Here is a 25,725-nt window from a genome sequence, read left to right as displayed (position 1 = left end):
CTGAAAGGGAAAGTGGAGGCTTCTGTTGCCAGGTGCCTCCGAACCCCGCCTTAAGGTGCTAACCCTAAGGACTTTAGAGTGGGTTTCCCGCACCGCCATTAGGCAGCGAGAGCATAACCCTGAGCTTTGTTGTCATTTGCAACTACTCAATTGACCCGATAACGGTGGTATCATGCCGAGTAAAAGAGCGATCTTTACACCCTTGTCGATCCTGTTTCGCCCCCGCCACAACACAAACCGTTTGATTGATCTGTATTCTGGTGGAGGCGCCGGGTACCGCCCCCGGGTCCAATAGGTTTATTACACCGTCCGTTTATCACCATAGTCAGCTTGCGCCGACACGCCGTATATAGGCGCGGATGAATGTGATTGGAAGAGGGGGCGCAGTTTTTAACGGGTTTTGCTTACGGACCCTAACGATCGACCACTGCGTTCATTTTTCATTGACAGCCCGCTTTTGCTGGTCAATCCTCGCAACATATCGGGGTCGGCAAGCAAATTTTTATATAGCCGGGTTCCGTGGGCTGAAACGGGGTGCTGATGCCCCATTCGAAGGAGAGTGGATATATGAGTGAATATCTCGCGGATGTCCGTCGCTACGATGCCGGTGCCGATGAAGCTGTAGTCGATAAGATCGTCAAGCATCTGGGCATTGCGCTGCGCAATCGCGATTCCTCGCTCGTTTCGGCAACGGACCCGGAAGAATTGAAGCGCGTTCGCACCAACTGGGTTGCCAAGAAACTCGGCATCGACGACGAAGCCAAGGGCGATGAAGTGGTTGCGCATGTTGCTGACGTCATGAAGGGCGATCGCAACAAGAATCGCGTCACCTTCTATTATCTGGTCGCCAAGCAGCTCGGAAAACTCGGCAGCCTCTGATCCACAGCGATTTTCTGAATCCGAAGCCCCGGTGCCTCACACCGGGGTTTTTCTTTATAGTGGACTCGAAACGAATCGGTTCTGGATCATCCCCCCATGCGCACCTATCTCAATCTTCTTCAACATGTGCTCGATAACGGCGTCGACCGTGGCGACCGTACGGGCACAGGTACGCGGTCGGTTTTCGGGTATCAGATGCGCTTCAATCTCGAAGAGGGCTTCCCGGTTCTGACGACCAAGAAGCTTCACCTGCGCTCGATCATCCATGAGCTGCTCTGGTTTCTGAAGGGCGATACGAATATCGCCTATCTGAAGGAGAATGGCGTCTCGATCTGGGACGAATGGGCGGATGACAATGGCGATCTCGGGCCGGTCTATGGCTATCAGTGGCGCTCATGGCCTGCGCCGGATGGCCGTCACATCGATCAGATCGCGAATCTCCTGAAGATGTTGCATGGAAATCCCAATTCGCGGCGTCTGATTGTATCGGCGTGGAATCCGGCATTGGTCGATGAAATGGCGTTGCCGCCATGCCACTGTCTTTTCCAGTTCTATGTTGCCAACGGTAAACTCTCCTGCCAGCTCTATCAGCGCTCGGCGGATATATTTCTGGGCGTGCCGTTCAATATCGCCTCCTATGCTCTACTGACGATGATGATCGCACAAGTTGCCGGTTTGAAGCCGGGAGAGTTCGTGCACACGCTTGGTGACGCGCATATTTACGCCAATCATTTCGACCAGGCGCGTCTGCAACTTACCCGGACACCGAAGAAATTGCCGAAAATGTGGATCAATCCTGAAGTGAAGGATCTTTTTGGCTTCCGCTTTGAGGATTTCCAGCTTGAGGGCTATGAGGCCGATCCGACGATCAAAGCGCCGATTGCTGTCTGAGGCATCCAATGTCCATACAAGAACCGATAGTTTCGATCATTGTTGCTGCCGCCGAAAACGGTGTTATCGGGCGTGATAATGACATGCCGTGGCGGCTTTCAACCGATCTCAAGCGCTTCAAGGCGCTGACGCTCGGCAAGCCGGTTATCATGGGGCGACGGACCTGGGAATCCATCGGGCGGCCCCTGCCGGAACGGCCCAACATCGTGGTGACAAGGGACAGCGGATTTCAGATTGAAGGTGCGAGCATTGCCGGTTCTCTCGAGGATGCAATCGCGCTCGGGCGAAGGCTGGCTGTTGACATGGGTGCAGGGGAAGTTTGCATTATAGGCGGCGGGAAGATTTATGCGCAGGCTTTGCCTCTCGCGGACCAAATTCACCTGACCCGTGTTCTAGCCAAGATCGACGGAGACACACACTTTCCAGAAATCGATCCGAAACTGTGGCACGTCGTTTCGCAGGAGGATGTGCCCGCCGGAGAGAAGGATAGCCATCCAACGTGCTATTTCGTGTACGAAAAACGTGCTGTGTAAAGCATAGTTCACGAATTTTGGCGTCTTCGCGTTGAAAGCGGACCTCGCGATGCCTATAAAACGGAAACATTAGTTGATGACGGGAGTGGCAGCTCGCTTTCCCGTCACCTGGACGAGAGGTGAGGATGCCCTGGAGTAATCAGAATGGTGGCGGCGGCCCATGGGGCGGCGGCGGCGATAACAACAATAACAACAATAACGGTGGCCCCTGGGGACAAGGACCCAAGGGCCCACGTGGCGGCGGCCAGAACACACCACCTGATCTCGAAGATATTCTGCGTAAAGGACAAGATCGTCTGAAGCAGGTCTTCCCCGGTGGTGGTGGCAAGGGCGGCAGCAATCGCGGCGTTCTTTTCCTCATCGGCGCGGCCGTTTTGGGTTTTTGGCTTTATCAGTCCATCTACACCGTGCAGCCTGATGAACTCGCCGTCGAACTGCGTTTTGGCAAGCCGAAGGCAGAAGTGTCCGGTCCTGGCCTACATTTCCATTGGTGGCCGATCGAAACCTATGAAAAGGCGCAGATTGTCGAGAAGCAGATCAATATTGGCGGGCAGGGCAACCGGAGCGCGACGCAGGGCCTCATGCTGACCGGCGACCAGAACATCGTCAACGTTCAGTTTTCGGTTCTTTACCGCGTATCGGATCCGCAGGCGTATCTGTTTAACGTCGATAATCCCGATGCGATGGTGCAGCAGGTTTCCGAAAGCGCGATCCGCGAAATCGTCGGTCGTCGCCCGGCTCAGGACGTTTTCCGCGACAACCGTTCGGCCATTGCAGCGAGCGTACGCGATATCGTTCAGCAGACGCTTGACACCTACAAGACGGGTATCCAGGTCAACGCCGTATCCATCGAAGATGCAGCGCCGCCGCGTGAAGTGGCCGATGCCTTCGACGAAGTTCAGCGTGCCGAACAGGACGAAGATCGTTTCGTAGAAGAATCGAACCAGTATTCGAACCAGAAGCTCGGTCAGGCCCGCGGTGAAGCAGCCCAGCTTCGTGAAGAAGCAGCCGCTTACAAGAACCGTGTCGTTCAGGACGCGGAAGGTGAGGCGCAGCGTTTCAGCTCCGTTCTGGGTGAATACCAGAAGGCGCCGGAAGTGACGCGCAATCGTCTGTTCCTCGAAACGATGGAACAGGTGCTGAAGGGTACCAAGAAAGTTATTGTCGAACCTGGAAAGGATGTCGTGCCTTACCTGCCGCTGAACGAACTCATGCGCCAGCAGCCACGCCCCGGTGTGAATGCGACCACGACGACCCCGAGCGGAGGTGCCCAGTAATGGCTCAGAACAGACTTCCAATCATTGGCGGTATCATCGCCGTCATCGCTTTCCTGATCTATTCCGCGACATTCATCGTTTCCGAACGTCAGCAGGCCATCGTGCTTCGCTTCGGTCAGATCGTTGATGTGAAGACGGAACCGGGCATCTATTTCAAGCTGCCTTTCGGGTTCCTTGATGCTGACACGGTGCAGTTGATCGATGATCGCCTGCTGCGCTTCGATCTGGACGATATCCGCGTTCAGGTTTCGGGCGGCAAGTTCTATGACGTCGATGCATTTCTCGTCTATCGTATCACCGATGCCCGCAAGTTCCGTGAAACCGTTTCGGGCAGCACACTGCTTGCCGAACAGCGTCTGCGCACCCGTCTCGATGCTGCGTTGCGTAGCGTTTACGGTCAGCGCGGTTTTGAAGCGGCACTTTCGGAAGAACGTGGCGACATGATGCGCGAAGTCCGGGACCAGCTTCGCCCGGATGCGACGTCACTCGGCCTTACGATTGCCGATGTGCGTATCCGTCGGACTGATCTGACGGCTGAAGTTTCGCAGCAGACCTATGACCGCATGAAGGCAGAGCGCCTCGCCGAAGCGGAGCGCCTGCGCGCCCGTGGCCGTGAAGCCGCCCAGCGTATTCGTGCTGTCGCCGATCGTCAGGTCGTGGAAACGATCGCTGAAGCGCGCAAGGAATCGGAAATCCTTCGCGGTGAAGGCGACGCCCAGCGCAGTGAAATCTTCGCCGGGTCTGCAGGCAAGGACCCTGGTTTCTTTGCCTTCTATCGTTCGATGTCCGCTTACCGTGAAGCGCTTGAAACACCGGATACAACGCTGGTTCTTTCGCCGGACTCGGAGTTCTTCAAGTTCTTCCGTGATGCTGGCGGCAAGCTGGCAACGCCTGCCCAGTAAAACCGGGTCAAACGCTCATGAGCGATTTTCTAGCCGCCGTAGGTCTTCTCTTCGTTCTCGAAGGGCTGCTCTACGGCGGCTTTCCTTTTTTGGCGAAGAAGCTTGCCCGCGAGGCAAGCGAGACGCCCGAAAACATGTTACGCATTGCCGGGATTGCGGCGCTTGCAATCGGCGTTGGCATTGTCTGGCTTGTCAGGGGATAAGCCGCTTTCCTTCTGTTATTTATTGTTTGTAGTCTATGCGGGGCCGTAAACAGGCCGTATTTTGCAGCGACTTATCGCTAATCAAACGACTGCAAGCAGACAGGAACGGAGCAGGGCTTCATGGCAATTGCACCAAAGGCGGGATTAGTTCGCACCCTTTTCGCAACGGTGGCATTGGGGGCGATGACCGTCGCTGGCACTCTTTCGGTAGGAACGCCTCCGGCAATCGCAGCTCAGGGACCGGCTTCAGTTGCCGATCTGGCTGAAGGGCTGCTTGATGCGGTCGTGAACATATCGACCTCGCAAACCGTCAAGGAAGATGGAGAAGGTGAAGGCGCGGTTCCGATGCCGCAGGTGCCTGAGGGCTCTCCATTCCAGGAATACTTCAAAGACTTCTTCGGTGACAAGGAAGGTGCGCAGGGCGACGAATCGCGCAAGGTCCAGTCGTTGGGGTCCGGCTTCGTCATCGATGCCGAAAAGGGCTTCATCGTCACCAACAATCACGTTATTGCGGATGCGGATGAGATCGAGGTCAATTTCAACGATGGTTCCAAGCTGAAAGCCGAACTGGTTGGAAAAGACATCAAGACCGATCTGGCAATCCTCAAGGTAGACCCGTCCAAGCACAAGCTGAAGGCCGTACAGTTCGGCAATTCGGAAAAAGCGCGTATCGGCGATTGGGTGCTTGCAATCGGCAATCCCTTCGGGCTCGGTGGAACCGTAACTGCTGGCATCATCTCGGCCCGCAAGCGTGACATCAATTCCGGTCCCTATGACGACTTCATCCAGACTGATGCGGCCATCAATCGGGGTAATTCCGGTGGCCCGCTGTTTGACATGGACGGCAAGGTGATCGGCATCAACACGGCGATCATTTCGCCATCGGGCGGTTCTATCGGTATCGGCTTTGCCATCCCTGCTGAAATGGCAGTGGGTGTTATCGATCAGCTCAAGGAGTTCGGCGAGGTTCGCCGTGGCTGGCTCGGCGTACGCATCCAGCCGGTAACCGAGGATATCGCCCAGAGCCTTGGACTGAAGGAAGCCAAGGGCGCACTGATTGCCGGGCTGATCGAAAACTCCGGCGTTGACAACAAGGCCATTGAAGCTGGTGACATCGTGATCCGCTATGAAGGCAAGCCCGTCGACAAGGCTCGCGATCTGCCGCGACTGGTTGCGGAAACCCCGGTCGGCAAGGACGTCGAGATCGTTGTGGTTCGTCAGGGCGAGGAAAAGACCATTAAAGTGAAACTCGGACGTCTGGTCGAGGACGACAAGAGTACCGAGGCCGCGACGGAGGATCAGGCGCCGGTTCCCGAAGGTGAGGGCGGTGATGAAGGCACGCAAACACCGGATACACCGAAAAAGGAACAGAAGAGCGACGCCGCCCCAAGCGTGCTTGGAATGAAACTCAGCGAACTGAATGACGATATTCGTGGCGAGTTTGGCATCGCCGAGGATGTGGAGGGCGTTGCGGTTCTTTACGTCTCCCCTGGCTCCGCTGCCGGCGAGAAGCGTATCGAAACCGGTGATGTTATAGTCGATATCGGTCAGGTAACTGTTAAGTCACCGGACGATGTGAAAAAGCGCATCGATGCGCTGCGTCGCGAAGGGCGCAAGAATGCTCTTCTGATGCTGGCTTCCCGGTCGGGAGAACTGCGTTTTGTAACTGTCCGGATCAATTGATCCTTCATTAACCTGCTGTCGAAGCGGCATTGCGGAGAAATCTGCAATGCCGTTTTGTTTTGCGGTTTTAATCACTTGGCGCTGGAACCGTGCAAAGAGATTCGAGTGACCCTTCATATGCCGTACGAAATGGCAGAGCCTTCTGTTTCATTCGCCTCCGGTGTGCTATTGACCGGCGCCATTCGGAGTAAGGTGATTTGGAAACAGTCGATATCGTGGTCATAGGCGCCGGTGCAGCGGGCATGATGTGCGCCATCGAGGCCGCCAAACGCGGGCGTTCTGTGCTGGTCCTGGACCATGCAAAATCAGCCGGTGAGAAGATCCGCATATCGGGTGGTGGTCGCTGCAACTTCACTAATTTTCATGCAAGCCCGAAGAACTATCTCTCGCAGAACCCGCATTTCTGCATTTCCGCTCTGAGCCGCTATACGCAACGCGATTTCATCGCGCTCGTTGAGCGCCACCGCATTGCCTATCACGAAAAGACACTCGGCCAGCTCTTCTGTGATGGTTCGGCATTGCAGATAATCGAAATGCTGCTGGGGGAAATGAAACGCTATGGTGCGCGGCTGAAGCTTGGCTGCAGCGTTAGTTCAGTCGAGAAATCCGCACACGGTTTTTCTCTCCAGTTGTCGGATGGTCCTGTGCGCTGTCGTTCACTGGTGATGGCGTGCGGAGGGAAGTCGATCCCCAAAATGGGGGCAACGGGCTTCGGTTATGATATCGCGACACAGTTCGGATTGCGGATTGTCGAAACACGACCGGCGCTCGTGCCGCTGACGTTTGAACCTAATACACTGGAACGGCTGAAGCCGTTGGCCGGTGTTGCCGTCGATGCTGTTGTCGCCTGCGGCAAAACGAAATTTTCTGAGGCAATGCTTTTTACGCATCGTGGCATCAGCGGACCTTCGATCCTGCAGATATCTTCCTACTGGCGGGAAGGTGAAGAAATCCGTATTGCGATGCTGCCGGATATGGATATTTTCGAGGCGCTGCGGGAGCAGCGCAAACAAAACGGCAAGCAGGCATTGCAAACAGCATTGGCTATTTATCTCCCGCGGAAGCTTGCGCAGACCATAGCCGAGGATATGGGCGCGACAGGCCATCTGGCGGATATGCCCGACAAGATGTTTCGTCGTGTCGAGGTTGCGATAAATGACTGGCGCATAAAGCCCGCCGGTTCGGAAGGTTATCGCACGGCCGAGGTTACACTCGGAGGCGTCGACACGCGCGATCTCGATTCCAAAACCATGGAAACCAAATCTGTTCCGGGCCTGTTTTTCATCGGCGAGGTGGTTGATGTAACCGGTTGGCTGGGCGGCTATAATTTCCAGTGGGCCTGGTCTTCCGGCTGGGTGGCCGGTCAGGCCGCCTGAATGCGATAGACCGTGTGGTGTTTCAGATGTGGAGCGTCATCCGGTACGCGCGGATGATCGAAATCGCTCGCTCTATCCCGGGTCATGCCGATACGCTGCATGACGGCTGTAGACCGGTCGTTATTATGAACAGCGAAGGAAACGATCTCGGTGAGGCCCAGCGTATCGAAAGCATATTCCAGCAGCGCTTTGCCTGCTTCGGTTACATAGCCCTTGCCCCAGAAAGGTGTTGCCAGTCGCCAGCCGATTTCTACGGTGCCGTCCGGTAAATGAGGCTCGAGGTCGGTTCGGGCGAGGCCTGCAAAGCCGATGCACTGACCGCTTTCTTTTTCTTCAAGCGCATAGAAACCGAGGCCCGTTTCAGAAATCATCTTCTGAACGACGTCGAACAATTCGTCTGACTGCGAGCGGTCTCTGCGAAAGGGAAAGAAACGCATCACCTCTTCATCGGAATTGATGACGTGGAACAGATCGCGGTCACGATCCTCCCAGTTGCGGATGACGAGGCGCGGCGTTTCCAGAATGATCATTGAACGAAGTCCGTCTTTCGGTAGCCCTGAATATACAGGAGAGCGGTCAAGTCGCCATGGTCAACACGCATTCGCGCCTGTGCGGCCACGGCTGGCTTTGCATGAAGTGCAACGCCGGTTCCCGCGAGTTGAATCATGCCGAGATCGTTTGCCCCGTCGCCTACTGCAATTGCATCGTCCGACGTAAGGCCAAGGCGTTCGGCGATTTCCAAGAGCTTCTCGACCTTGGCTTCCCGACCAAGAATTGGTTCCGTGACCAGACCGGTCAGATGCAGACCATCATCGATCAACTTGTTTGCGCGCTCTTCGTTGAAACCGATCATCTCGGCGATGCGCCGAGTAAACGATGTAAAGCCGCCGGATACCAGTGCGGTGTAAGCGCCATGTTTACGCATGGTGCGAACGAGCTCCGGTCCGCCTGGCATTAATGTGATGCGGGTAGAAATGACCTTGTCAATTACGTTGAGTGGCAGACCTTTCAACAGGGCCACCCGTTCACGCAAAGCCGGTTCGAACTCGATCTCGCCGTTCATGGCGCGTGCGGTGATTGCAGCCACATGCTCGCGCAGACCTGCTTCTTCTGCCAGTTCGTCGATGCACTCCTGCTGGATCATCGTGGAATCCATGTCGGCAATCAGAATTTTCTTGCGTCGACGCTCCTGTTCCTGCACCACCACATCAATTGGAGCGCCGTCGATTGAACGACGCAGCAGGGTTTCGGCTTCTTCACTGCCAATCCCCGACGGTAGCGCAATGTCGCAGGCAATGTCGTCGGCCAGCCAATAAAGTCCAGTTGCATTCACTGCCGCTGAGGCTTTAATCCCGAGCGTTGATACAAGCGAGGCCTTGGCCGGATTGGCGATCAAAGTAGCGACGAGAGAAACCTGGTGGGACATGGAGAGCAATTCCGGCGATGAGTGAGGATGCGGTCACGAATGCAATCCTGATAGCTGGCCCAACGGCCAGCGGCAAGTCGGCACTTGCCATTCGTATGGCTCAAGAGACCGGCGGCTTCATTGTAAACACCGATTCCATGCAGGTTTATGATGTTCTTGATCTTCTGACTGCCCGGCCCGGCAAAGCCGATCTCGCTTCGGCAGAGCATCATCTCTACGGACATGTCGCGCCGTCGATATCCTATTCAACCGGACGATGGCTGGATGATGTCACCGACCTGTTGTCGCAACCTGCAACGAAGAACCGAACGCCAATTTTTGTTGGTGGCACTGGGCTCTATTTCAGGGCGCTGCTGGGCGGACTGTCACAAATGCCGGGGGTGCCGGTCGATACTCGCGCCTATTGGCGAGGCCGAATGGAGGCAGATGGTCCGGAGCTTCTTCACCGGATACTTCGTGAACGTGATCCGGATATGGCCGCAACCCTCAAACCCTTCGACCGTCAACGTATCGTTCGGGCGCTGGAAGTGTTTGAAGCCACTGGAAAGTCGCTACTTGCGTGGCAGCGGACGAAAGGGCGGGCGCTGGTGGATGACGATAGCGCACGCAAAATCGTGCTGTTGCCGGACCGGACATGGCTTGCCGAACGAATTGCAAGGCGATTTGCGCTGATGTGGGACAATGGCGCGATCGATGAGGTCAAGGCGTTGCTGGCGCTTGATCTCGATCCGGCCTTGCCTGCGATGAAAGCCATCGGCGTGCGTGAAATCACAGCTTTTCTGCAAGGTTCGATGTCACGGGAAGAAGCGATTGAACGTTCAGTCATCGCCACGCGACAATATGCAAAGCGTCAGTCGACCTGGTTTCGAAACCAGCTTGATGATCGCTGGATGGTACACGCAAATTCTGATGATGCATTCGCTCAATTAACGACACTGAAATAACTCGCTGGCACTCTCTCAAACAGGAGAGGCGGGCACGGACTATGCGGTTTCATAAATCGGAGCGGGCATTTTTTATTCTGATTGTTCTGATGTTCGGTATTGGGCTGTTACTTTACCAAGCTCGTGTCGACATCGGACAATTGCAGACCTTGCCACTTGACGTGAGCGCTTCTGAACTGGTTTCGAAGCTTGATCAGTGGAGCTATGTCACGATCTGGGTGTTGATTGCGACCATCGCGTGCGGGCTGTTTTTGATCTACCCTCAGATACGAACCGATGCGCTGGACCGCGGCAAGCTGCAGGTCATCACGCAGGATCTTTCCGAACGATCGCAGACCCTCGAACATGCCGCACTGACTGACAGCCTGACCGGCATGCAGAACAGGCGCTATTTCGATGAGGCGCTGAAGGAGTATCTGGTCCAGTTTGACCGTATCCAGCGGCCTGTCGGGTTGATGATTATCGATCTCGATCACTTCAAGGCCGTCAACGATACCTATGGGCACGACATTGGCGACATCGTGCTGCAAGAGGTGGCGCGGTGTCTCAAGGACTACACGCGCTATCATGATGTTGTAGCCCGGCTTGGCGGTGAGGAGTTTGCAGTTCTTGCGCCGAACATGGACGCAGAATTAATGATTAAGCTCGCCAATCGTGTCCGCAAAGCCATATCGACGCTCGAAATCGACCTTGGTGATGAAAAGCTTGGCGTCACCGTCAGTATAGGTCTTGCGATATGGGACCGGCGGGAGACATCGAAAGACCTCTATCGTCGCGCCGATAAGATGCTCTATGCTGCGAAGAACATGGGGCGAAATCGCGTCTGTGCCTGAAGCTGCTTATTTTTGAATGAGCTGCACCGGCTAGAGCGCATCTGGAAAAGTGTGAAACAGTTTCTGGATAAAATGCGCTCTAGCGCTCGCGGTCCTTGCGAAAACTACGTACGAGTTCGCCCATCTTCTCGATGCTTTGTTTCGTGTCGAGGCTAAGTGATGTTTGTGGTTTCAGCGAAGCAGACGAGCGAGGCAAAGTATCATCCGCCGGCGCATGGTCACGGTGGTTGGTAGAGACCGGGCTGCCCCACAGATTATTCTCATCTACGAGCTGATCCATTGGTTCTGGCTGGGAACTGCTTTCAAAAGCACGCAGTTTTTCGACGATACGGTCGAGCGATATTTTGTCGTCACTGCGCCAGCTGGAAAGAGCGCTTTCGCTCTTGCTGCGCCCTGGAAGCTGATGAGGCGGGATGGTTTCGAATGTAAGGCGCATCGGTGTCGAGAAGGCTTCGCCAAACGCTATGGCCTCGCGATTAGCGATTGATGACAGGAAACCTGCCATGCTTTGCGCACCCCCGCGAATGGCGCCCCTGATAATTTCCTGATCACGTTCGTTGCCGAGCCGCATTGCAAAAATCGAATTGCACTGGGACAGAATTGTCGGGTCAAGCTCGCCGGGACGCTGGCTGATGACCCCAAGATAGGAGCCGTATTTTCGGCCTTCTTTGGCAATTCGCGCGATGGCTTGTCTTGTCGGCCAGAAACCGGCATCGCGGTCGGTCGGAATATAGCGATGAGCTTCCTCGCAGATTACGAGTGTCTGCAGATTGCCCTCGCTCGAAAGAGCTATATCGAATGCTAGGCGACACAAGACCGAGGCAACCGCGTTGACAACCTCGGATGGCAATCCTGCAAGCTGGAATGTGCAGATCGGTTTTCCGTTTTGCGGAATGCGGAAAATGCGGCCAATAGCTTGCCGCATTGTTTCAGAGCCACCAGTGACGGCGAACATGAAGCGAAAGCGGGGATCGGACGAGATCGATTCCAGTCGAGCCTTGAGGCTGCGCAGATAGGGACGCTCCGCTTTGCTGTCGAGAAGCCCCATGCGCTCGTCGATGAGGGCTATCAGGTCAGCCAAGCGATAGGAGACGGGCGTGTCCGCGCTGACGCTCTGACGATCGGCCAATTGCCGCCGCAATGTCTTCGTGGCCGCCGTTTCGATGTCGTGCATTTTCTCGCGGGCAAGCTGGACCAGATCGCGCAGTATATCGAGCTCCATCGGGTCCGGCGTACGACCGCGAAAGATCACATCTGCAAATTCATCAAGCCGCAGCATCCAGAATGGCAGCTCGATATTTGTCTGATCGACAGCTACTGCCAAATCGGGAAATGCGCTTGCAAACTCATTGTGTGGATCGAGAATGAGCACACGCAGATTGGTTTTTTCGGCGACGATGCGGCGTAGGAGCAGCATGACGGCGCTCGATTTGCCGACACCCGTTGTGCCGACGATGGCGAAATGTCGGGAGATAAGGTCATCGACCGAAATATAAGCAGGAACCGTTGCATCCTGTGTCAGCGTCCCGATTGAAACGCTGCTATGGTCGGCCTGTGCATAAATGGTCGCGAGATCGGTAGCCCGGATACGGTGAGCAATAGCGCCGGGATGGGGGAACTGCGAAATGCCACCATTGAATGTGGTCTGTCCGTTCGGCTGTACCCGAACTTCGCCCAGAAACTCGATATGGACATGGAGGGTGTTGTCACCTCCACGTATCCAGACATCCCCAGGAACAAGCACGTTGCGGATGAGGCCGACGACGCGATTGTCGCCTGCCTGAATGGATATGAGCTGGCCTACGGCCCAATAATCATCGGATGCCGCCGAAGAAGGACCTGACAGTGCCGAGACGATGGCACCTTCGCCATCGCACTGGATGACATAGCCTTCCGTGCGGTTGCGGTGAACATATTCGCCTTGTCCTCGCGCGTCAGAACTGTCCCCGATTTCGCTCATGTCGCCAACTCTGCCCCGACTTTCAACAAGAGGTTTCGCACCAGAATAAGAAGCTTCCGTTGAAATAAAGTTATCGTTTGAGGCGGATGAGCCTAAGAAAATATCGCAGGCGACGTATTTATGCGTTGACGATGCCAAATCCGGCTATTAGTGTCCGCCCCATGAACACGATTATTATTCTTGTGGTACGGGCGCGCATGGGCAGGATGGTGTAACCATCCGGCGAAAGCTCCCATGCGCGAAAGACAGGCTCCCTCGGGGGCCTTTTTTATTATCCAAATCAGAAATGAAGTGCAGACGACGGGAAGAGAACAATGACTGCAGGTAAACACGAGGCGGATGCAAATGCCGCAGAAACGCAGGAAGCAAGCAATCCACGTGAAATGACCGGTGCCGAGATGGTCATTCAGGCTTTGATCGATCAGGGCGTGGAAAGCATTTTCGGCTATCCCGGCGGTGCTGTGCTTCCGATCTACGACGAGCTTTTCCAGCAGGATAAGGTTCAGCATGTCCTGGTCCGTCATGAGCAGGGCGCTGGACATGCGGCGGAAGGCTATGCGCGGTCGACCGGCAAGGTCGGCGTGATGCTTGTTACGTCCGGTCCGGGTGCTACCAATGCGGTTACCCCGCTTCAGGATGCCCTGATGGATTCCATTCCACTGGTTTGCATTTCCGGTCAGGTTCCGACGACGCTGATCGGCTCTGATGCATTTCAGGAATGCGATACTATCGGTATCACGCGCCCCTGCACCAAGCACAACTGGTTGGTAAAGGACGTCAACGATCTGGCGCGCATATTGCACGAAGCCTTTCATGTCGCCTCCACCGGTCGCCCCGGTCCCGTCGTGGTCGATATTCCGAAGGATATTCAGTTCGCCAAGGGCATTTATACGCCACCGGAGACTGCGCCGCGCACCAGCTACCGTCCGGTTCTCGACGGCAATGCACAGGCAATTTCCGAAGCTGTACGTCTGCTCGTCAATGCAAAGAAGCCCGTCATCTATTCTGGCGGCGGCGTGATCAATTCCGGCCCTGCAGCTTCCCGTCTGCTGCGCGAGCTGGTCGAGATCAGCAATTTCCCGATCACGTCCACGCTGATGGGGTTGGGCGCTTATCCGGCGTCCGGCAAGAACTGGCTTGGCATGCTCGGTATGCATGGCACCTACGAAGCCAACATGACCATGCATGATTGCGATGTCATGTTGTGCGTCGGCGCGCGTTTCGATGACCGTATCACCGGACGCCTCAACGCATTTTCTCCGAACTCGAAGAAAATCCATATCGATATCGATCCATCTTCGATCAATAAGAGCGTTCGCGTCGATGTTCCGATCATTGGTGATGTAGCCCATGTTTTGGAAGACATTGTTCGGCAGGTCCGTGCCTCTGATAAGAAGCCGGAAAAGCAGGCAATCGGTGCCTGGTGGCAGCAGATCGATCGCTGGCGCTCTCGCAACTCACTTGCCTATGCGCCGAATAAAGACGTCATCATGCCGCAATATGCAATTCAGCGGCTCTATGAACTGACCAAGGATCGGAAGACCTACATCACCACGGAAGTTGGTCAGCACCAGATGTGGGCTGCGCAGTTCTACGGCTTCGAGGAACCAAATCGCTGGTTGACCTCGGGTGGTCTGGGCACCATGGGATACGGCCTCCCAGCAGCACTCGGTGTGCAGATCGCGCATCCTGACGCACTGGTTATCGATATTGCAGGGGATGCCTCGATCCAGATGTGTATTCAGGAAATGTCTGCTGCAATTCAACATAATGCACCGATCAAGATCTTCATCCTGAACAACCAGTACATGGGCATGGTGCGCCAGTGGCAGCAGCTTTTGCATGGCAACCGCCTGTCGCACTCCTATACCGAGGCAATGCCGGATTTCGTGAAGCTGGCGGAAGCCTATGGCGCGCACGGGATCCGCTGCGACAAGCCTGGTAAACTCGATGACGCCATTCAGGAGATGATCGACATCGACAAGCCGGTGATCTTCGATTGCCGCGTGGCAAATCTCGCCAACTGCTTCCCGATGATCCCCTCGGGCAAGGCACATAACGAAATGCTGTTGCCCGATGAAGCTACGGACGAAGCCGTCGCTAACGCCATCGATGCAAAGGGCCGCGCGCTCGTCTGATCCGGAGGAATCAAATCATGAATGCACAGAATCTAGCTTCCGGATCGGCCTATTTCATCGCAGCCGAAACACAAACACCGGAAACACATACGCTTGCAGTACTCGTCGACAATGAGCCAGGCGTGCTTGCCCGCGTGATCGGTCTTTTCTCCGGTCGCGGCTACAATATCGAAAGCCTGACGGTTTCGGAAACCGAGCATGAAAGGCATCTGTCGCGCATTACAATCGTGACGCGCGGCACGCCACACGTGCTCGACCAGATCCGGCACCAATTGGCTCGCATTGTTCCGGTTCATCGTGTTGTGGATCTGAGCCATCGCGCTTCTGAGCTCGGTCACGACCGTCCTGTCGAGCGTGAACTCGCACTGGTGAAGGTCGCAGGTAAAGGTGAAGCGAGGGCAGAGACACTTCGTCTGGCCGATGCGTTCAAAGCCAAGGTTGTCGACGCGACGACTGATCATTTCATTCTGGAAATCACCGGTAAGACGGCCAAGATCGATCAGTTTATCTCCATCATGAAACCACTCGGGCTGGTTGAGACCTGCCGTACGGGTGTTGCGGCCATGAATCGCGGGCCGGAAGGTATGTAGAAGCTTTCAATCAGGACCGATACAATATCGTTGAAAACCGGCACAATGTTTCGATTGTGCCGGTTTTTTATTGAGCTAATTTGTCCCCATAAATTGAGGCTGTCCCATGTCTGTTGAAATTTTTCTGGCACTTCTCGTCTTCGCTTTTGTCTCGTCCGTTACACCGGGACCAAACAATCTGATGCTTCTGGCTTCGGGCGTGAATTTCGGTTTCCGCCGTACCGTTCCGCATATGTTGGGGATCGGCGTAGGCTTCTTCGTATTGCTGCTGGCGGTTGGTTTCGGTCTCGGCGCTTTGATCGAGACGGTGCCGTCATTCTATGTGGCGCTGAAGTTCGCCGGTGGCGCCTATATGCTTTATCTCGCCTGGAAAATTGCGATGTCGCGTTCCATTGGAGAGGCAAAGCATGGGGATAAAAGCGAGCCAATGACTTTCTTGCAGGCGGCGGCGTTCCAATGGGTCAATCCGAAAGCATGGGTGATGGGGATTACAGGAATTGCCACCTATGCCAACCACGATAACTATTATGTCGCGGTGCTTCTGGTCAGCGTCGCCTTCGCGATTGTGAATTTGCCGAGCGTGTCCGTCTGGGCCGGATTTGGCACATTGTTGCGCAACTGGCTTTCTGATCCCTTTCGGTTGAAATGTTTCAATTTTATCATGGCCTTACTGCTCATCTTGAGCCTGTGGCCGATGCTGAAATAAAGGTGAAGGGCAAATGATGAACAAGCTTCCAACTTATGATGATGTGGTCTCGGCTGCAAAGCAGATCGAAGGCTATGCCCACCATACGCCGGTATTCACATCGTCTACCATCGACCGTGAAACCGGTGCCCGGTTCTTTTTCAAATGCGAGAACTTTCAACGGATCGGTGCCTTCAAGTTTCGCGGCGCGTTCAATGCTCTTTCGTGGTTTACGGATGAACAAAAGGCTCGCGGCGTACTTGCTTTCTCATCCGGCAATCACGCTCAGGCAATTGCGCTTGCAGCAAAAATGCTTGGCATCGGCGCGACAATCATCATGCCCGAGGATGCGCCACGCGCGAAGCTTGAGGCGACGCGAGGCTACGGCGCGAAGGTTGTTACCTATAACCGTTATGAAGAAGACCGCGATGTGATCTCCAGACGCCTGGCGGAGGAGGGGGGGCTAACCCTCATTCCGCCGTTCAATCATCCTGATATTATCGCCGGACAGGGCACTGCGGCCAAGGAATTGATTGAGGAAACCGGACCGCTTGATGCGCTGTTCGTTTGTCTTGGCGGTGGTGGCCTGCTTGCCGGTTCGGCGCTTGCCGCGAACGCTTTGTCGCCTGGGTGCGATGTCTACGGTGTGGAACCGGAAGCGGGAAATGATGGTCAGCAATCGTTCCGTGCTGGCAAGATAGTTCAAATCGAAGTGCCGAAGACCTTGGCGGACGGTGCCCAGACACAGGCCCTTGGTGACATGACTTTTGCCATTATCCGCGAAACTGTGCGCGATGTTCTGGCCGTCAGCGACGATGAGTTGGTGCAAGGCATGAAGTTCTTTGCCAGCCGGATGAAGATGGTGGTAGAGCCGACGGGATGTCTCGCTTTTGCCGGTGCGCGGCAGGTCGCATCTAAGCTGCAAGGCAAGCGGGTAGGTGTGATCGTCAGCGGTGGCAATGTCGATCTCGACAGATTCGCGGCCTTGGTGACTAAAAACGTTTGATCACGGTTTGATCTTGTTTTCGGGCGGCGAATCCTGTCTGAAGGGACGATGCAGTTTTCACCGGAACAGGATCAGGCGCTGAAGGCCGTCGGGCAATGGCTCAAAGGCGGCCGTAGCCCCATTTTCAGATTGTTCGGCTATGCGGGCACGGGCAAGACGACGCTCGCTCGCTATTTCGCTGAACACGTGGACGGCGATGTGCAGTTTGCTGCCTTTACCGGAAAAGCAGCACAGGTGCTGCGGTCGAAAGGTGCCAGCAATGCCCGCACGCTCCATTCGCTGATCTATCGTCCACGTGGCGAAGAAGCGATTGAGGACGAAACGACCGGCAAGACTTCGATCGCGCCGACCTTCTCACTCAACCGGCAGAGCCCTGTTGCAAAAGCGGCGATGATTGTCGTGGATGAATGTTCCATGGTCGATGAAGCGCTGGGGCGGGATCTGATGAGCTTTGGCACGCCTATCCTTGTTCTTGGCGATCCCGGACAGTTGCCTCCGATTTCTGGCGGTGGCTTTTTCACAGAACACGAGCCGGATTATCTCCTGACCGAGATTCATCGTCAGGCGCAAGACAATCCGATCATCCGTATGGCGCTCGACGTGCGGGAGGGGCGTGAACTTCCCTATGGCGACCACGGCGCTGCAAGAGTTATCGGAAAGGGCGATGTCAATCAGGAGATGGTGCTGGCTGCCGATCAGGTGCTTGTTGGGACCAACCGGACCCGGCGTCGCTATAACCAGCGCCTGCGGGAGTTAAAGGGCTTTACCGCGGATTACCCGCAGGCCGGTGACAAGCTGGTTTGCCTGCGCAATGATCCTGCCAAGGGACTCCTCAACGGGTCGCTATGGAAGGTGATGACATCGTCCAAGGAAACCGTGAAACCCGGTATCAATCTGCTGGTTACACCTGAGGATGATGATCGCGGCGTTGCAAAGATCAAGCTTTTGAAGGCGCAGTTTGAAGACCCTGACAGTGAAATTCCGTGGCAGACCAAGAAGCGCTACGACGATTTCGATTATGGATATGCCTTGACGGTTCATAAAGCACAGGGTTCGCAGTGGGATGAAGTTGTGCTTTTCGATGAGAGTTTCGCCTTTCGCGACACGCGCGAACGGTGGCTTTACACGGCGATCACGCGCGCGGCTGAACGTCTCACTATTGTAAAATAACTACTCATCTGCCGGCCGGGCACTGAGCCATTCCCAGGCTTCGTTTTCCTCGTCAGCTTCGAATGCACGAAGCTCAATGGACAGAAAAGGCTGCATCAAAGTGATGCTTGCCTGAATCCACAAGGGGCCGCCGACTATTGCATAATGGCGAAGCTTTTTCAGAGATTTGGCGCGCATGGACAGCATGCTTTCTGAAAACGCAGCCGTCCAGTCGAACCCTTCATATCCGGTAAGGCGGATCAGAAGATCGATTTCTTCATGTGTTTCATAGGCGGCGTCGAGGAGGCCATAGAGGTTCTCCATTGACGCATCGTCGAGATGTCCTTCGATTGCAAAAGCGAACACGTCTTCCCGGTTTGTTGGAATGCGGCGAATGACGGGTATGTCCTCATTTCGCATCATAGACCTCCATTTATTGATCGGGTTAAACGCCCAAGTAGGGACAAAGGTTGCGGTCACCTACAAATAGATGCGAATTGGAAAGGCACTGCAAACCCAGTTTGTTACAAGCAGAATTTCGCGATTGGGGATTGCGGTTACAGTGCGACGGCAAAACACTCACATTTTTTCGCTGCAGGCGTTATAAAGCGGAATATTCATCCGGGAGTCTTCAATGCCTGCGAAATTATCGGTCAATCTCAACGCCATTGCGATGCTTCGAAACCGGCGTGATTTGCCGTGGCCAAGTGTTACAGGCTTGGGGCGAGCGGCCCTCGTCGCTGGTGCTGCCGGATTGACGGTGCATCCGCGTCCCGATCAGCGCCACATCCGGTTTTCCGACCTCGGTGATATCCGCGCGCTGATTGATGACGAGTTTCCGCAGGCAGAGTTCAATATTGAAGGCTTTCCGAGCGAGGCATTTCTTGATCTGGTGGAAAAGCATCAGCCGGAACAGGTAACGCTTGTGCCCGATGACCCAACACAAGCAACGTCGGACCATGGCTGGGACTTCGTGTCGAAGGCCGATTTTCTGGGTCCGATCGTGGCTCGACTTAAAGTTGCCGGGATGCGGGTATCACTGTTTGCCGATCCCGATCCGTTGGGGTACGAACGCGCCAAGGCTATCGGTGTCGATCGTGTCGAGCTCTATACTGGCCCCTATGGCGCAACTTATGACGACCCCGCTGCCGCCAGGCGTGAACTGGATCGTCTGGAAAAGGCGGCACATGCAGCGACTGCGTTAGGCCTCGATGTCAACGCTGGGCATGATCTGACAGTAGAAAATCTACCTGCGCTGGTGAAACGTGTTCCGCAGTTGAGCGAAGTTTCCATTGGACATGGATTGACAGCCGATGCACTGATGTATGGGATACCGGTAACGGTCAGCCGCTACATCGCGGCCTTGGCGTAACGTCTCAGTTGATGCATTTGATGCATGGCTCGGATTGGAGCTGTGCAAAAAGTGCATTTGCATTCGGGTCAGACAAGCTTTAGGCGTCCGCCACTATTCATACGCGTTGGGGGCGCGCGAGGTTGTATGAGGGAAGCATTGAAGCAAATTTCCGTCGTCTGCTTTCCGCGCCGAGGCAATTCTATTGTTTTTGCATTCGGACGGATCGCTTCGTTCAATCGACGCTGCAGCTATGATTGAAGTTGATTTGGGCAAGGATGCGGCAACAATGCTGAAATTCGCAACTTTTCGCGAATGTGCACATTATCTCAATTCGATCCCCAGTAACTCCAGCCAGAATCGTTTCAGGAAGTTGCGAGGTGCCTGCATATGAGCGGCGAGCTAAATGGCAATGACACGCCGGTCCAGGCCGCTATGCCTGCCGTGGGTGTTCCTGAAAGCGTCGCTTTTGCTGAAGATGCCGAGCAGCACAATGAAAGCATGAAGACGCTTGTGCTTGGAGCACTGGGTGTCGTTTACGGGGACATCGGCACCAGCCCTATCTATGCTTTTCGCGAAGCTCTCCATGCGGCGGCGAGCGATGGCATTCTAGCCCGCAGCGATATTCTGGGCGTTGTTTCACTGATTTTTTGGGCGCTGACGCTGGTTGTTACCATCAAATACGTGTTGTTTGTGCTGCGCGCCGACAACAATGGCGAAGGCGGCATTCTTTCGTTGATGGCTCTAGTCAGGGGCGCGTTGAAAGGCAGACCTGACCTGATCCTAGGTGTAGGTATCTGCGGGGCGGCGTTGTTCTTCGGCGACGCGGTCATTACGCCTGCAATTTCGGTTCTTTCGGCAATGGAAGGTCTTGAGATCGTCGCTCCTGATCTCACGCCGTTCGTCGTTCCAATTACTGTCGTTATTCTGGTGACGCTGTTTTCGGTACAGAAATTGGGCACCGGCAAGGTTGCTATCGTTTTCGGACCTATCATGGCGTTGTGGTTTCTGGCGATTGGCGCGTCGGGCCTCTGGCATATTTTCGACGATCCTACGGTGATGGTGGCGCTCAATCCCTATTATGCGGTGCGCTTTCTGGTGGTTAGTCCCGGCATAGCGTTTATCACGGTCGGTGCCGTGTTCCTCGCAATGACTGGTGCCGAAGCGCTTTACGCCGACCTTGGTCATTTTGGGCGCAAGCCAATCGTGCGTGCATGGTTATGGGTCGTGTTCCCATGCCTGCTGCTTAACTATTTCGGACAGGCTGCATTCATTCTTTCGCATGGTGAAGCCGCAGCATTGCCGTTCTTCCAGATGATGCCGAGCTTTGCGCTTTGGCCAATGGTTCTGCTGGCAACGGCGGCGACCGTTATCGCCAGTCAGGCGGTGATTACAGGCGCTTATTCGGTGGCGCGTCAGGCCGTTCAGCTCAACATTTTGCCGCGCCTTGAAATCCAGCACACCTCTGAAAAACTGCACGGCCAGATCTATATTCCGCGCGTCAACTTGCTACTGGGATTGGCAGTGGTCATTCTGGTGCTTGGTTTCGAAAAGTCCAGCAATCTGGCTGCAGCGTATGGCATTGCCGTCACCGGCAACATGCTGGTCACGACAGTTCTGCTTTATATAGTGATGACCCGCATCTGGAACTGGCGCGTAAGCCGTGCCCTGCCGATTATTCTGGGCTTCCTTATCATCGATATAATGTTCTTCAGCGCGAACATCATCAAGGTTCATGAAGGGGGCTGGGCCTCGATTGGTATCGCAGTGGTACTCATCCTTATCATGTGGACCTGGGTGCGGGGAACGAGGCATCTGTTTCACAAGACCCGCAAGGCTGAAGTTCCACTCGATCTCATCGTGGAGCAGATGGCCAAGCGTCCGCCGACCATCGTGCCGGGCACGGCCGTATTTCTGACCGGCGACCCCAAAAGTGCTCCGACGGCGCTCATGCACAGCTTGAAACATTACAAAGTCCTGCATGAAAACAATGTCATACTGACAGTCGTGACCGCCTCGAAACCATGGGTTTCGAGTGCCGATCGAGCGCGTGTTTCCCAATATAACGAGCGCTTCATGCAGGTGACGCTTACCTTCGGCTATATGCAGCAGCCAAATATTCCACGAGCGCTCGGCATCTGTCGCAAGCTTGGCTGGAAATTCGACATCATGACGACATCGTTTTTCCTTTCGCGCCGGTCGCTCAAGGCATCGGCCCATTCCGGCTTGCCGCTTTGGCAGGACAAGTTGTTTATCTTGCTTGCCCGAACCGCATCGGACGCGACCGAATATTTCCAGATTCCGACCGGTCGTGTGGTGGAAATTGGAACGCAGGTGAATCTGTAAACCCACCTGAATTGATAGTTTTAAAGAGCGCTTTTCCGGCCTTGGGAAGGCGCTTTTTGCATTTAATATCGATGATAAACAATCCTGAATTACATGGCCGTAATTTTTGAAAACATGCTTGACCGCTGTTGAAACAATAATTATAAATTGGGAACCGTACCGTACGGTACAAGGTGGAGGAAAAGACCCGTGACTGATATCAGCGACGAATTGCAGGCTCAAAAGCAGCAAGCTCTTTCGCCGCGTCAGAACGACGTTCTGGAGCAGGCATTGCGCCTCTTGGTGGAGGGCGGGGATCGCGCTTTGACGACGGCGAGTATTGCCCGTGCCGCCAACTGCTCGAAGGAAAGCCTCTACAAATGGTTTGGTGACCGCGACGGCCTGCTGACGGCGATGGTTCGCTGGCAGGCATCGAAAGTTCGTGTCGTACCGCTGACCCGTGAAAAGCTGGATGCGGAATCTCTTTTCTCAAGTCTGGAACATTTCGCGCGCGACTGGCTGCTTGTGCTTTCGGGGAAAACCTCGATTGCCCTGAACCGGCTGGCGGTGAGCCATGCTGCATCCGGTAAATCGATGCTCGGTGATATCGTTTTGGCAAATGGACCTGTGGCCATGGCCAAGCGTCTCAAGCCCATTCTCCATATGGGGAAGGAAGTTGGCCTGCTCGCCTTCGACGATATCGATGAGGCATTTCGCACATTTTTCGGACTTGTCGTCCGGGACATGCAAATACGGTTGCTGCTTGGTGACCAATTGGAACTGACTGACGACGTGGTCATCCGGGACGCCCGGCGCGCCACTAAGCAGTTTTTTGCCCTCTATGGGGCCTAATCACATCGGCGGACGCAAGAAAGCCGAAGAACAATCCGAACGAAGGGAATAAGGAAATGCGCGTTTACTACGATCGGGATGCAGACGTTAACCTGATCAAGTCGAAGAAGGTGGTTATCGTCGGTTATGGCAGCCAGGGCCGCGCCCATGCGCTGAACCTCAAGGACTCCGGCGCTGCCAATGTGCGCATCGCTCTTCGTGAAGGTTCGGCAACGGTCAAGAAGGCCGAAGCTGATGGCTTCGAAGTGATGAACGTTGCTGATGCTGCCAAGTGGGGCGATCTCCTCATGATGGCAACCCCTGATGAACTTCAGGCCGACATCTACAAAGAACACATTCAGGATAACATCCGTGACGGCGCAGCGATTGCTTTCGCTCACGGCCTCAATGTTCACTTCGGCCTGATTGAGCCAAAGAAGTCCGTTGACGTCGTGATGATCGCGCCAAAGGGCCCAGGCCACACGGTTCGTGGTGAATACCAGAAGGGTGGCGGCGTCCCTTGCCTCATCGCCATTCATCAGGATGCCTCGGGCAATGCCCATGATCTGGCTCTCTCCTATGCTTCTGGCGTTGGCGGTGGTCGTTCGGGCGTCATCGAAACCACCTTCAAGGAAGAGTGCGAAACCGATCTGTTCGGCGAGCAGGCTGTTCTTTGCGGCGGCGTGGTCGAACTGATCCGCACCGGTTTCGAAGTTCTGGTTGAAGCTGGCTATGCGCCTGAAATGGCTTACTTCGAGTGCCTGCATGAAATGAAGCTGATCGTGGATCTGATCTACGAAGGCGGCATCGCCAACATGAACTACTCGATCTCGAATACCGCTGAGTGGGGCGAATACGTCACCGGTCCGCGCATCATCACTGCTGAAACCAAGGAAGAAATGAAGCGTGTTCTGAAGGACATTCAGACCGGCAAGTTCACTTCCGATTGGATGCAGGAGTATCGTGCAGGTGCAGCGCGCTTCAAGGGTATCCGTCGCAACAACGACAGCCACCAGATCGAAGAAGTTGGCGAAAAGCTCCGCGGCATGATGCCATGGATTGCAGCGAACAAGCTCGTCGACAAGGCGCGCAACTAAAATCAGTGGGTTCAGGTTCTGGTCGTCTGCAAATGACATTAACGCCAGAACCAGAGTATCATCTGATTTTCGAAGCTCTGAGAAGTTTGAAAAGAGGGGGCGTTTCGTGCGCCCCCTTAACAGTTGACGCTCTATGTTGAGATCATTCGTGACCGTATTGCGAACGAAAAGAACTCAAATTCAGCGCTGGTTTTTCGTTTCATGCACTTTAAGGCCCAAAACAATTCCGAATATCTTTATTCCATAGAAGCATGGGAAAAGCTGTTCTCGTCTGCCGAAAAGTGCGCTAGAGCTTCAAACCCAATAGCCAAGTTTTGAGGAGACTTAGCTATTACAAGTTCCGTAACATATACGGATAGTCTAATTGAGGAGATTTCCCGTGTTGGACTGGGAAAATGTATTTGCAACGCGCTCGAAACGTATGCGCGCATCAGAAATCCGCGAACTGTTGAAGCTTCTGGAACGTCCCGATATCATTTCGTTTGCGGGCGGAATTCCTGACCCGGCGCTTTTTCCGCACGATGAATTCCAGGCGGCCTATAAGGATATTCTTACCGGCCCTGAAGCCAATGCAGCGCTGCAATATTCCGTTTCGGAAGGCTACAAGCCGTTGCGTACTTGGCTGGTCGGAGAACTTGCCAAGATCGGTATTCCCTGCACGGAAGACAATGTGTTCATTACATCGGGTTCGCAACAGGCACTCGATTATCTGGGCAAGTTGTTTCTGTCGCCTGCCGATACGGCACTCGTGACCGCTCCGACCTATCTCGGTGCGCTGCAGGCTTTCAACGCTTACGAACCCAATTACGATATGCTGGCGATCAACGGCAATCGTACGCCGGAATCCTACGCCGAGGCCGCCAAGAAAACTGGCGGTCAGGTCAAGTTTGCTTATCTTTCCGCTGATTTCAGCAATCCGACAGGTGAAACTGTTGATCTTGCCGGTCGTGAAAAACTGCTCGCGCAGGCGGATGAACTCGACATTCCTGTGATCGAAGATGCGGCCTATCAGTATCTTCGCTACAATGGTGACGCGGTGTCGCCGATCCTGGCGCTCGACATTGCCCGCAACGGCGGTGACATTGAGAAAACCCGTACCATCTATTGCGGTTCTTTCTCCAAGACACTGGCTCCGGGTTTGCGCGTTGGCTATGTGGTTGCGTCGAAGCCGGTTATTCGCAAGCTTGTTTTGATGAAGCAGGCTGCTGACCTTCATTCATCCACCATCAATCAAATCGTTATTCAACGCGTTGCGAGCGGTGGGTTTGATGTTCAGGTGGCGAAGCTGCACAGTGTTTATAGACACCGTCGCGACAAGATGCTTGAGGCACTGGCGAATTATATGCCGGAAACCACCAGATGGACGAAGCCTGAAGGCGGTATGTTCATCTGGGTTACACTACCGGAAGGTATGGACGGCGCGGCACTCCTCGCAGCGTCCATCGACAGTGAGAAAGTCGCGTTCGTTCCGGGCCGGGCATTCTTTGCCGATGGTAGCGGTGCCAATACTTTGCGCCTCAGCTATTCATGTGCCAATGACGAGATGATCGATGAAGGTATCAAACGACTTGGTCGTTTGATACGGGCTCATACGAAATCCGCTGCAGCGTGATCAGCACAAACGAAAAGCCCGGGGCATTGCTCCG

At 54.8% G+C, this 25,725-nt stretch carries 24 protein-coding genes and 1 other RNA gene; 20 read left to right on the top strand and 5 right to left on the bottom strand.

Translation table 11 applies throughout. The features are described from left to right. Positions 1-11: 11 nt before the first annotated feature. Positions 12-379: a transfer-messenger RNA gene (gene ssrA, locus CQZ93_RS08735) on the bottom strand. A gap of 188 nt (positions 380-567) precedes the next feature. Here ssrA and CQZ93_RS08730 point away from each other — a divergent pair. The 8 genes from CQZ93_RS08730 (at position 568) to CQZ93_RS08695 (ending at position 7,744) form a co-directional block, all read left to right on the top strand. Then, the gene (locus CQZ93_RS08730) at positions 568-879 is read left to right on the top strand and encodes a DUF2853 family protein (protein WP_105542219.1); all 312 of its coding nucleotides are present in this window, start codon (positions 568-570) and stop codon (positions 877-879) included. A 96-nt stretch (positions 880-975) separates the two neighbouring features. Further along, positions 976-1,770 (top strand): thymidylate synthase, encoded by a 795-nt coding sequence (locus tag CQZ93_RS08725; RefSeq protein WP_105542218.1) that lies wholly within the window; start codon positions 976-978, stop codon positions 1,768-1,770. 14 nt (positions 1,771-1,784) lie between these two features. Further along, positions 1,785-2,303, top strand: a complete 519-nt coding sequence (locus tag CQZ93_RS08720) for a dihydrofolate reductase (RefSeq protein WP_181153375.1) — start codon at positions 1,785-1,787, stop codon at positions 2,301-2,303. 125 nt (positions 2,304-2,428) lie between these two features. Beyond that, positions 2,429-3,580 (top strand): FtsH protease activity modulator HflK, encoded by a 1,152-nt coding sequence (gene hflK / locus CQZ93_RS08715; RefSeq protein WP_105542216.1) that lies wholly within the window; start codon positions 2,429-2,431, stop codon positions 3,578-3,580. Continuing rightward, positions 3,580-4,482 carry a protease modulator HflC gene (hflC, locus tag CQZ93_RS08710; RefSeq protein ID WP_010659764.1) on the top strand — a complete coding sequence of 301 codons (903 nt, stop codon included), beginning with the start codon at positions 3,580-3,582 and terminating at the stop codon, positions 4,480-4,482. Before hflK ends, hflC begins: the two co-directional genes overlap by 1 nt. Before the next feature lie 17 nt (positions 4,483-4,499). Beyond that, complete coding sequence (locus CQZ93_RS08705) at positions 4,500-4,685, top strand: DUF2065 domain-containing protein (RefSeq protein ID WP_105542215.1); 186 nt, start codon at positions 4,500-4,502, stop codon at positions 4,683-4,685. Positions 4,686-4,805: 120 nt separating this feature from the next. Next, complete coding sequence (locus CQZ93_RS08700) at positions 4,806-6,368, top strand: Do family serine endopeptidase (RefSeq protein ID WP_105542214.1); 1,563 nt, start codon at positions 4,806-4,808, stop codon at positions 6,366-6,368. A gap of 197 nt (positions 6,369-6,565) precedes the next feature. Further along, on the top strand, positions 6,566-7,744 hold the full coding sequence (locus CQZ93_RS08695) for a BaiN/RdsA family NAD(P)/FAD-dependent oxidoreductase (protein WP_105542213.1): 1,179 nt from the start codon (positions 6,566-6,568) through the stop codon (positions 7,742-7,744). Here CQZ93_RS08695 and CQZ93_RS08690 read toward each other — a convergent pair. Continuing rightward, positions 7,732-8,274, bottom strand: coding sequence for a GNAT family N-acetyltransferase (locus tag CQZ93_RS08690; protein ID WP_105542212.1), 543 nt, complete (start codon positions 8,272-8,274; stop codon positions 7,732-7,734). The two genes, CQZ93_RS08695 and CQZ93_RS08690, sit on opposite strands and share 13 nt — an antisense overlap. After that, positions 8,271-9,170: a phosphoserine phosphatase SerB gene (gene serB / locus CQZ93_RS08685; RefSeq protein ID WP_105542211.1), complete on the bottom strand. Its 900-nt coding sequence runs from the start codon at positions 9,168-9,170 to the stop codon at positions 8,271-8,273. The genes CQZ93_RS08690 and serB overlap by 4 nt, the downstream gene beginning before the upstream one ends. 17 nt (positions 9,171-9,187) lie before the next feature. Here serB and miaA point away from each other — a divergent pair, with 17 nt between their 5' ends. Further along, on the top strand, positions 9,188-10,114 hold the full coding sequence (miaA, locus tag CQZ93_RS08680) for a tRNA (adenosine(37)-N6)-dimethylallyltransferase MiaA (protein WP_105542210.1): 927 nt from the start codon (positions 9,188-9,190) through the stop codon (positions 10,112-10,114). 41 nt (positions 10,115-10,155) lie between these two features. Then, on the top strand, positions 10,156-10,947 hold the full coding sequence (locus CQZ93_RS08675) for a GGDEF domain-containing protein (protein ID WP_105542209.1): 792 nt from the start codon (positions 10,156-10,158) through the stop codon (positions 10,945-10,947). Between the two features lie 79 nt (positions 10,948-11,026). Here the strand turns inward: CQZ93_RS08675 and CQZ93_RS08670 are convergent, their stop codons facing one another. Beyond that, positions 11,027-12,907, bottom strand: coding sequence for an ATP-binding protein (locus CQZ93_RS08670; RefSeq protein WP_105542208.1), 1,881 nt, complete (start codon positions 12,905-12,907; stop codon positions 11,027-11,029). A 314-nt stretch (positions 12,908-13,221) separates the two neighbouring features. On the opposite strand from CQZ93_RS08670, the gene CQZ93_RS08660 reads away from it, so the two are divergent. From CQZ93_RS08660 to CQZ93_RS08640, 5 genes are all read left to right on the top strand, one after another. After that, positions 13,222-15,045: an acetolactate synthase 3 large subunit gene (locus tag CQZ93_RS08660; protein ID WP_105542207.1), complete on the top strand. Its 1,824-nt coding sequence runs from the start codon at positions 13,222-13,224 to the stop codon at positions 15,043-15,045. Between the two features lie 17 nt (positions 15,046-15,062). Next, positions 15,063-15,635, top strand: a complete 573-nt coding sequence (ilvN, locus tag CQZ93_RS08655; RefSeq protein WP_105542206.1) for an acetolactate synthase small subunit — start codon at positions 15,063-15,065, stop codon at positions 15,633-15,635. Between the two features lie 106 nt (positions 15,636-15,741). Further along, positions 15,742-16,341, top strand: coding sequence for a LysE family translocator (locus tag CQZ93_RS08650; protein WP_105542205.1), 600 nt, complete (start codon positions 15,742-15,744; stop codon positions 16,339-16,341). A 16-nt stretch (positions 16,342-16,357) separates the two neighbouring features. Continuing rightward, the gene (locus CQZ93_RS08645) at positions 16,358-17,326 is read left to right on the top strand and encodes a threo-3-hydroxy-L-aspartate ammonia-lyase (RefSeq protein ID WP_105543238.1); all 969 of its coding nucleotides are present in this window, start codon (positions 16,358-16,360) and stop codon (positions 17,324-17,326) included. Positions 17,327-17,374: 48 nt separating this feature from the next. Then, on the top strand, positions 17,375-18,496 hold the full coding sequence (locus tag CQZ93_RS08640; protein WP_105542204.1) for an ATP-dependent DNA helicase: 1,122 nt from the start codon (positions 17,375-17,377) through the stop codon (positions 18,494-18,496). Here CQZ93_RS08640 and CQZ93_RS08635 read toward each other — a convergent pair whose 3' ends face one another. After that, entirely contained in the window at positions 18,497-18,895 is a 399-nt protein-coding gene (locus CQZ93_RS08635; protein WP_181153374.1) for a SpoIIAA family protein, read from the bottom strand. Between the two features lie 214 nt (positions 18,896-19,109). On the opposite strand from CQZ93_RS08635, the gene CQZ93_RS08630 reads away from it, so the two are divergent. From CQZ93_RS08630 to CQZ93_RS08600, 5 genes are all read left to right on the top strand, one after another. Further along, positions 19,110-19,847 carry a pyridoxine 5'-phosphate synthase gene (locus CQZ93_RS08630; protein WP_105542202.1) on the top strand — a complete coding sequence of 246 codons (738 nt, stop codon included), beginning with the start codon at positions 19,110-19,112 and terminating at the stop codon, positions 19,845-19,847. 369 nt (positions 19,848-20,216) lie between these two features. Continuing rightward, positions 20,217-22,172, top strand: coding sequence for a potassium transporter Kup (locus CQZ93_RS08620; protein WP_105542200.1), 1,956 nt, complete (start codon positions 20,217-20,219; stop codon positions 22,170-22,172). Positions 22,173-22,361: 189 nt separating this feature from the next. Further along, the gene (locus CQZ93_RS08615) at positions 22,362-23,003 is read left to right on the top strand and encodes a TetR/AcrR family transcriptional regulator (RefSeq protein ID WP_105542199.1); all 642 of its coding nucleotides are present in this window, start codon (positions 22,362-22,364) and stop codon (positions 23,001-23,003) included. A gap of 56 nt (positions 23,004-23,059) precedes the next feature. Beyond that, positions 23,060-24,079: a ketol-acid reductoisomerase gene (ilvC, locus tag CQZ93_RS08610; RefSeq protein WP_105542198.1), complete on the top strand. Its 1,020-nt coding sequence runs from the start codon at positions 23,060-23,062 to the stop codon at positions 24,077-24,079. Positions 24,080-24,458: 379 nt separating this feature from the next. After that, positions 24,459-25,691 carry an aminotransferase-like domain-containing protein gene (locus CQZ93_RS08600; protein ID WP_105542196.1) on the top strand — a complete coding sequence of 411 codons (1,233 nt, stop codon included), beginning with the start codon at positions 24,459-24,461 and terminating at the stop codon, positions 25,689-25,691. The last annotated feature ends 34 nt before the right edge of the window (positions 25,692-25,725 follow it).

The organism is Ochrobactrum vermis, assembly GCF_002975205.1.
Lineage (GTDB): Bacteria > Pseudomonadota > Alphaproteobacteria > Rhizobiales > Rhizobiaceae > Brucella > Brucella vermis.
Note: the sequence above shows the minus strand (reverse complement) of the source record. Positions and strands in the feature narration are given on the sequence as shown.

What these genes read in the sequence shown, in the direction of transcription:
- CQZ93_RS08730 (WP_105542219.1), top strand. Translation starts at nt 568, where the DNA reads ATGAGTGAATATCTCGCGGATGTCCGTCGCTACGATGCCGGTGCCGAT.
- CQZ93_RS08725 (WP_105542218.1), top strand. Translation starts at nt 976, where the DNA reads ATGCGCACCTATCTCAATCTTCTTCAACATGTGCTCGATAACGGCGTC.
- hflK (WP_105542216.1), top strand. Translation starts at nt 2,429, where the DNA reads ATGCCCTGGAGTAATCAGAATGGTGGCGGCGGCCCATGGGGCGGCGGC.
- hflC (WP_010659764.1), top strand. Translation starts at nt 3,580, where the DNA reads ATGGCTCAGAACAGACTTCCAATCATTGGCGGTATCATCGCCGTCATC.
- CQZ93_RS08705 (WP_105542215.1), top strand. Translation starts at nt 4,500, where the DNA reads ATGAGCGATTTTCTAGCCGCCGTAGGTCTTCTCTTCGTTCTCGAAGGG.
- CQZ93_RS08700 (WP_105542214.1), top strand. Translation starts at nt 4,806, where the DNA reads ATGGCAATTGCACCAAAGGCGGGATTAGTTCGCACCCTTTTCGCAACG.
- CQZ93_RS08690 (WP_105542212.1), bottom strand. Translation starts at nt 8,274, where the DNA reads ATGATCATTCTGGAAACGCCGCGCCTCGTCATCCGCAACTGGGAGGAT.
- serB (WP_105542211.1), bottom strand. Translation starts at nt 9,170, where the DNA reads ATGTCCCACCAGGTTTCTCTCGTCGCTACTTTGATCGCCAATCCGGCC.
- miaA (WP_105542210.1), top strand. Translation starts at nt 9,188, where the DNA reads ATGAGTGAGGATGCGGTCACGAATGCAATCCTGATAGCTGGCCCAACG.
- CQZ93_RS08675 (WP_105542209.1), top strand. Translation starts at nt 10,156, where the DNA reads ATGCGGTTTCATAAATCGGAGCGGGCATTTTTTATTCTGATTGTTCTG.
- CQZ93_RS08670 (WP_105542208.1), bottom strand. Translation starts at nt 12,907, where the DNA reads ATGAGCGAAATCGGGGACAGTTCTGACGCGCGAGGACAAGGCGAATAT.
- CQZ93_RS08660 (WP_105542207.1), top strand. Translation starts at nt 13,222, where the DNA reads ATGACTGCAGGTAAACACGAGGCGGATGCAAATGCCGCAGAAACGCAG.
- ilvN (WP_105542206.1), top strand. Translation starts at nt 15,063, where the DNA reads ATGAATGCACAGAATCTAGCTTCCGGATCGGCCTATTTCATCGCAGCC.
- CQZ93_RS08650 (WP_105542205.1), top strand. Translation starts at nt 15,742, where the DNA reads ATGTCTGTTGAAATTTTTCTGGCACTTCTCGTCTTCGCTTTTGTCTCG.
- CQZ93_RS08645 (WP_105543238.1), top strand. Translation starts at nt 16,358, where the DNA reads ATGAACAAGCTTCCAACTTATGATGATGTGGTCTCGGCTGCAAAGCAG.
- CQZ93_RS08640 (WP_105542204.1), top strand. Translation starts at nt 17,375, where the DNA reads ATGCAGTTTTCACCGGAACAGGATCAGGCGCTGAAGGCCGTCGGGCAA.
- CQZ93_RS08635 (WP_181153374.1), bottom strand. Translation starts at nt 18,895, where the DNA reads ATGCGAAATGAGGACATACCCGTCATTCGCCGCATTCCAACAAACCGG.
- CQZ93_RS08630 (WP_105542202.1), top strand. Translation starts at nt 19,110, where the DNA reads ATGCCTGCGAAATTATCGGTCAATCTCAACGCCATTGCGATGCTTCGA.
- CQZ93_RS08620 (WP_105542200.1), top strand. Translation starts at nt 20,217, where the DNA reads ATGAGCGGCGAGCTAAATGGCAATGACACGCCGGTCCAGGCCGCTATG.
- ilvC (WP_105542198.1), top strand. Translation starts at nt 23,060, where the DNA reads ATGCGCGTTTACTACGATCGGGATGCAGACGTTAACCTGATCAAGTCG.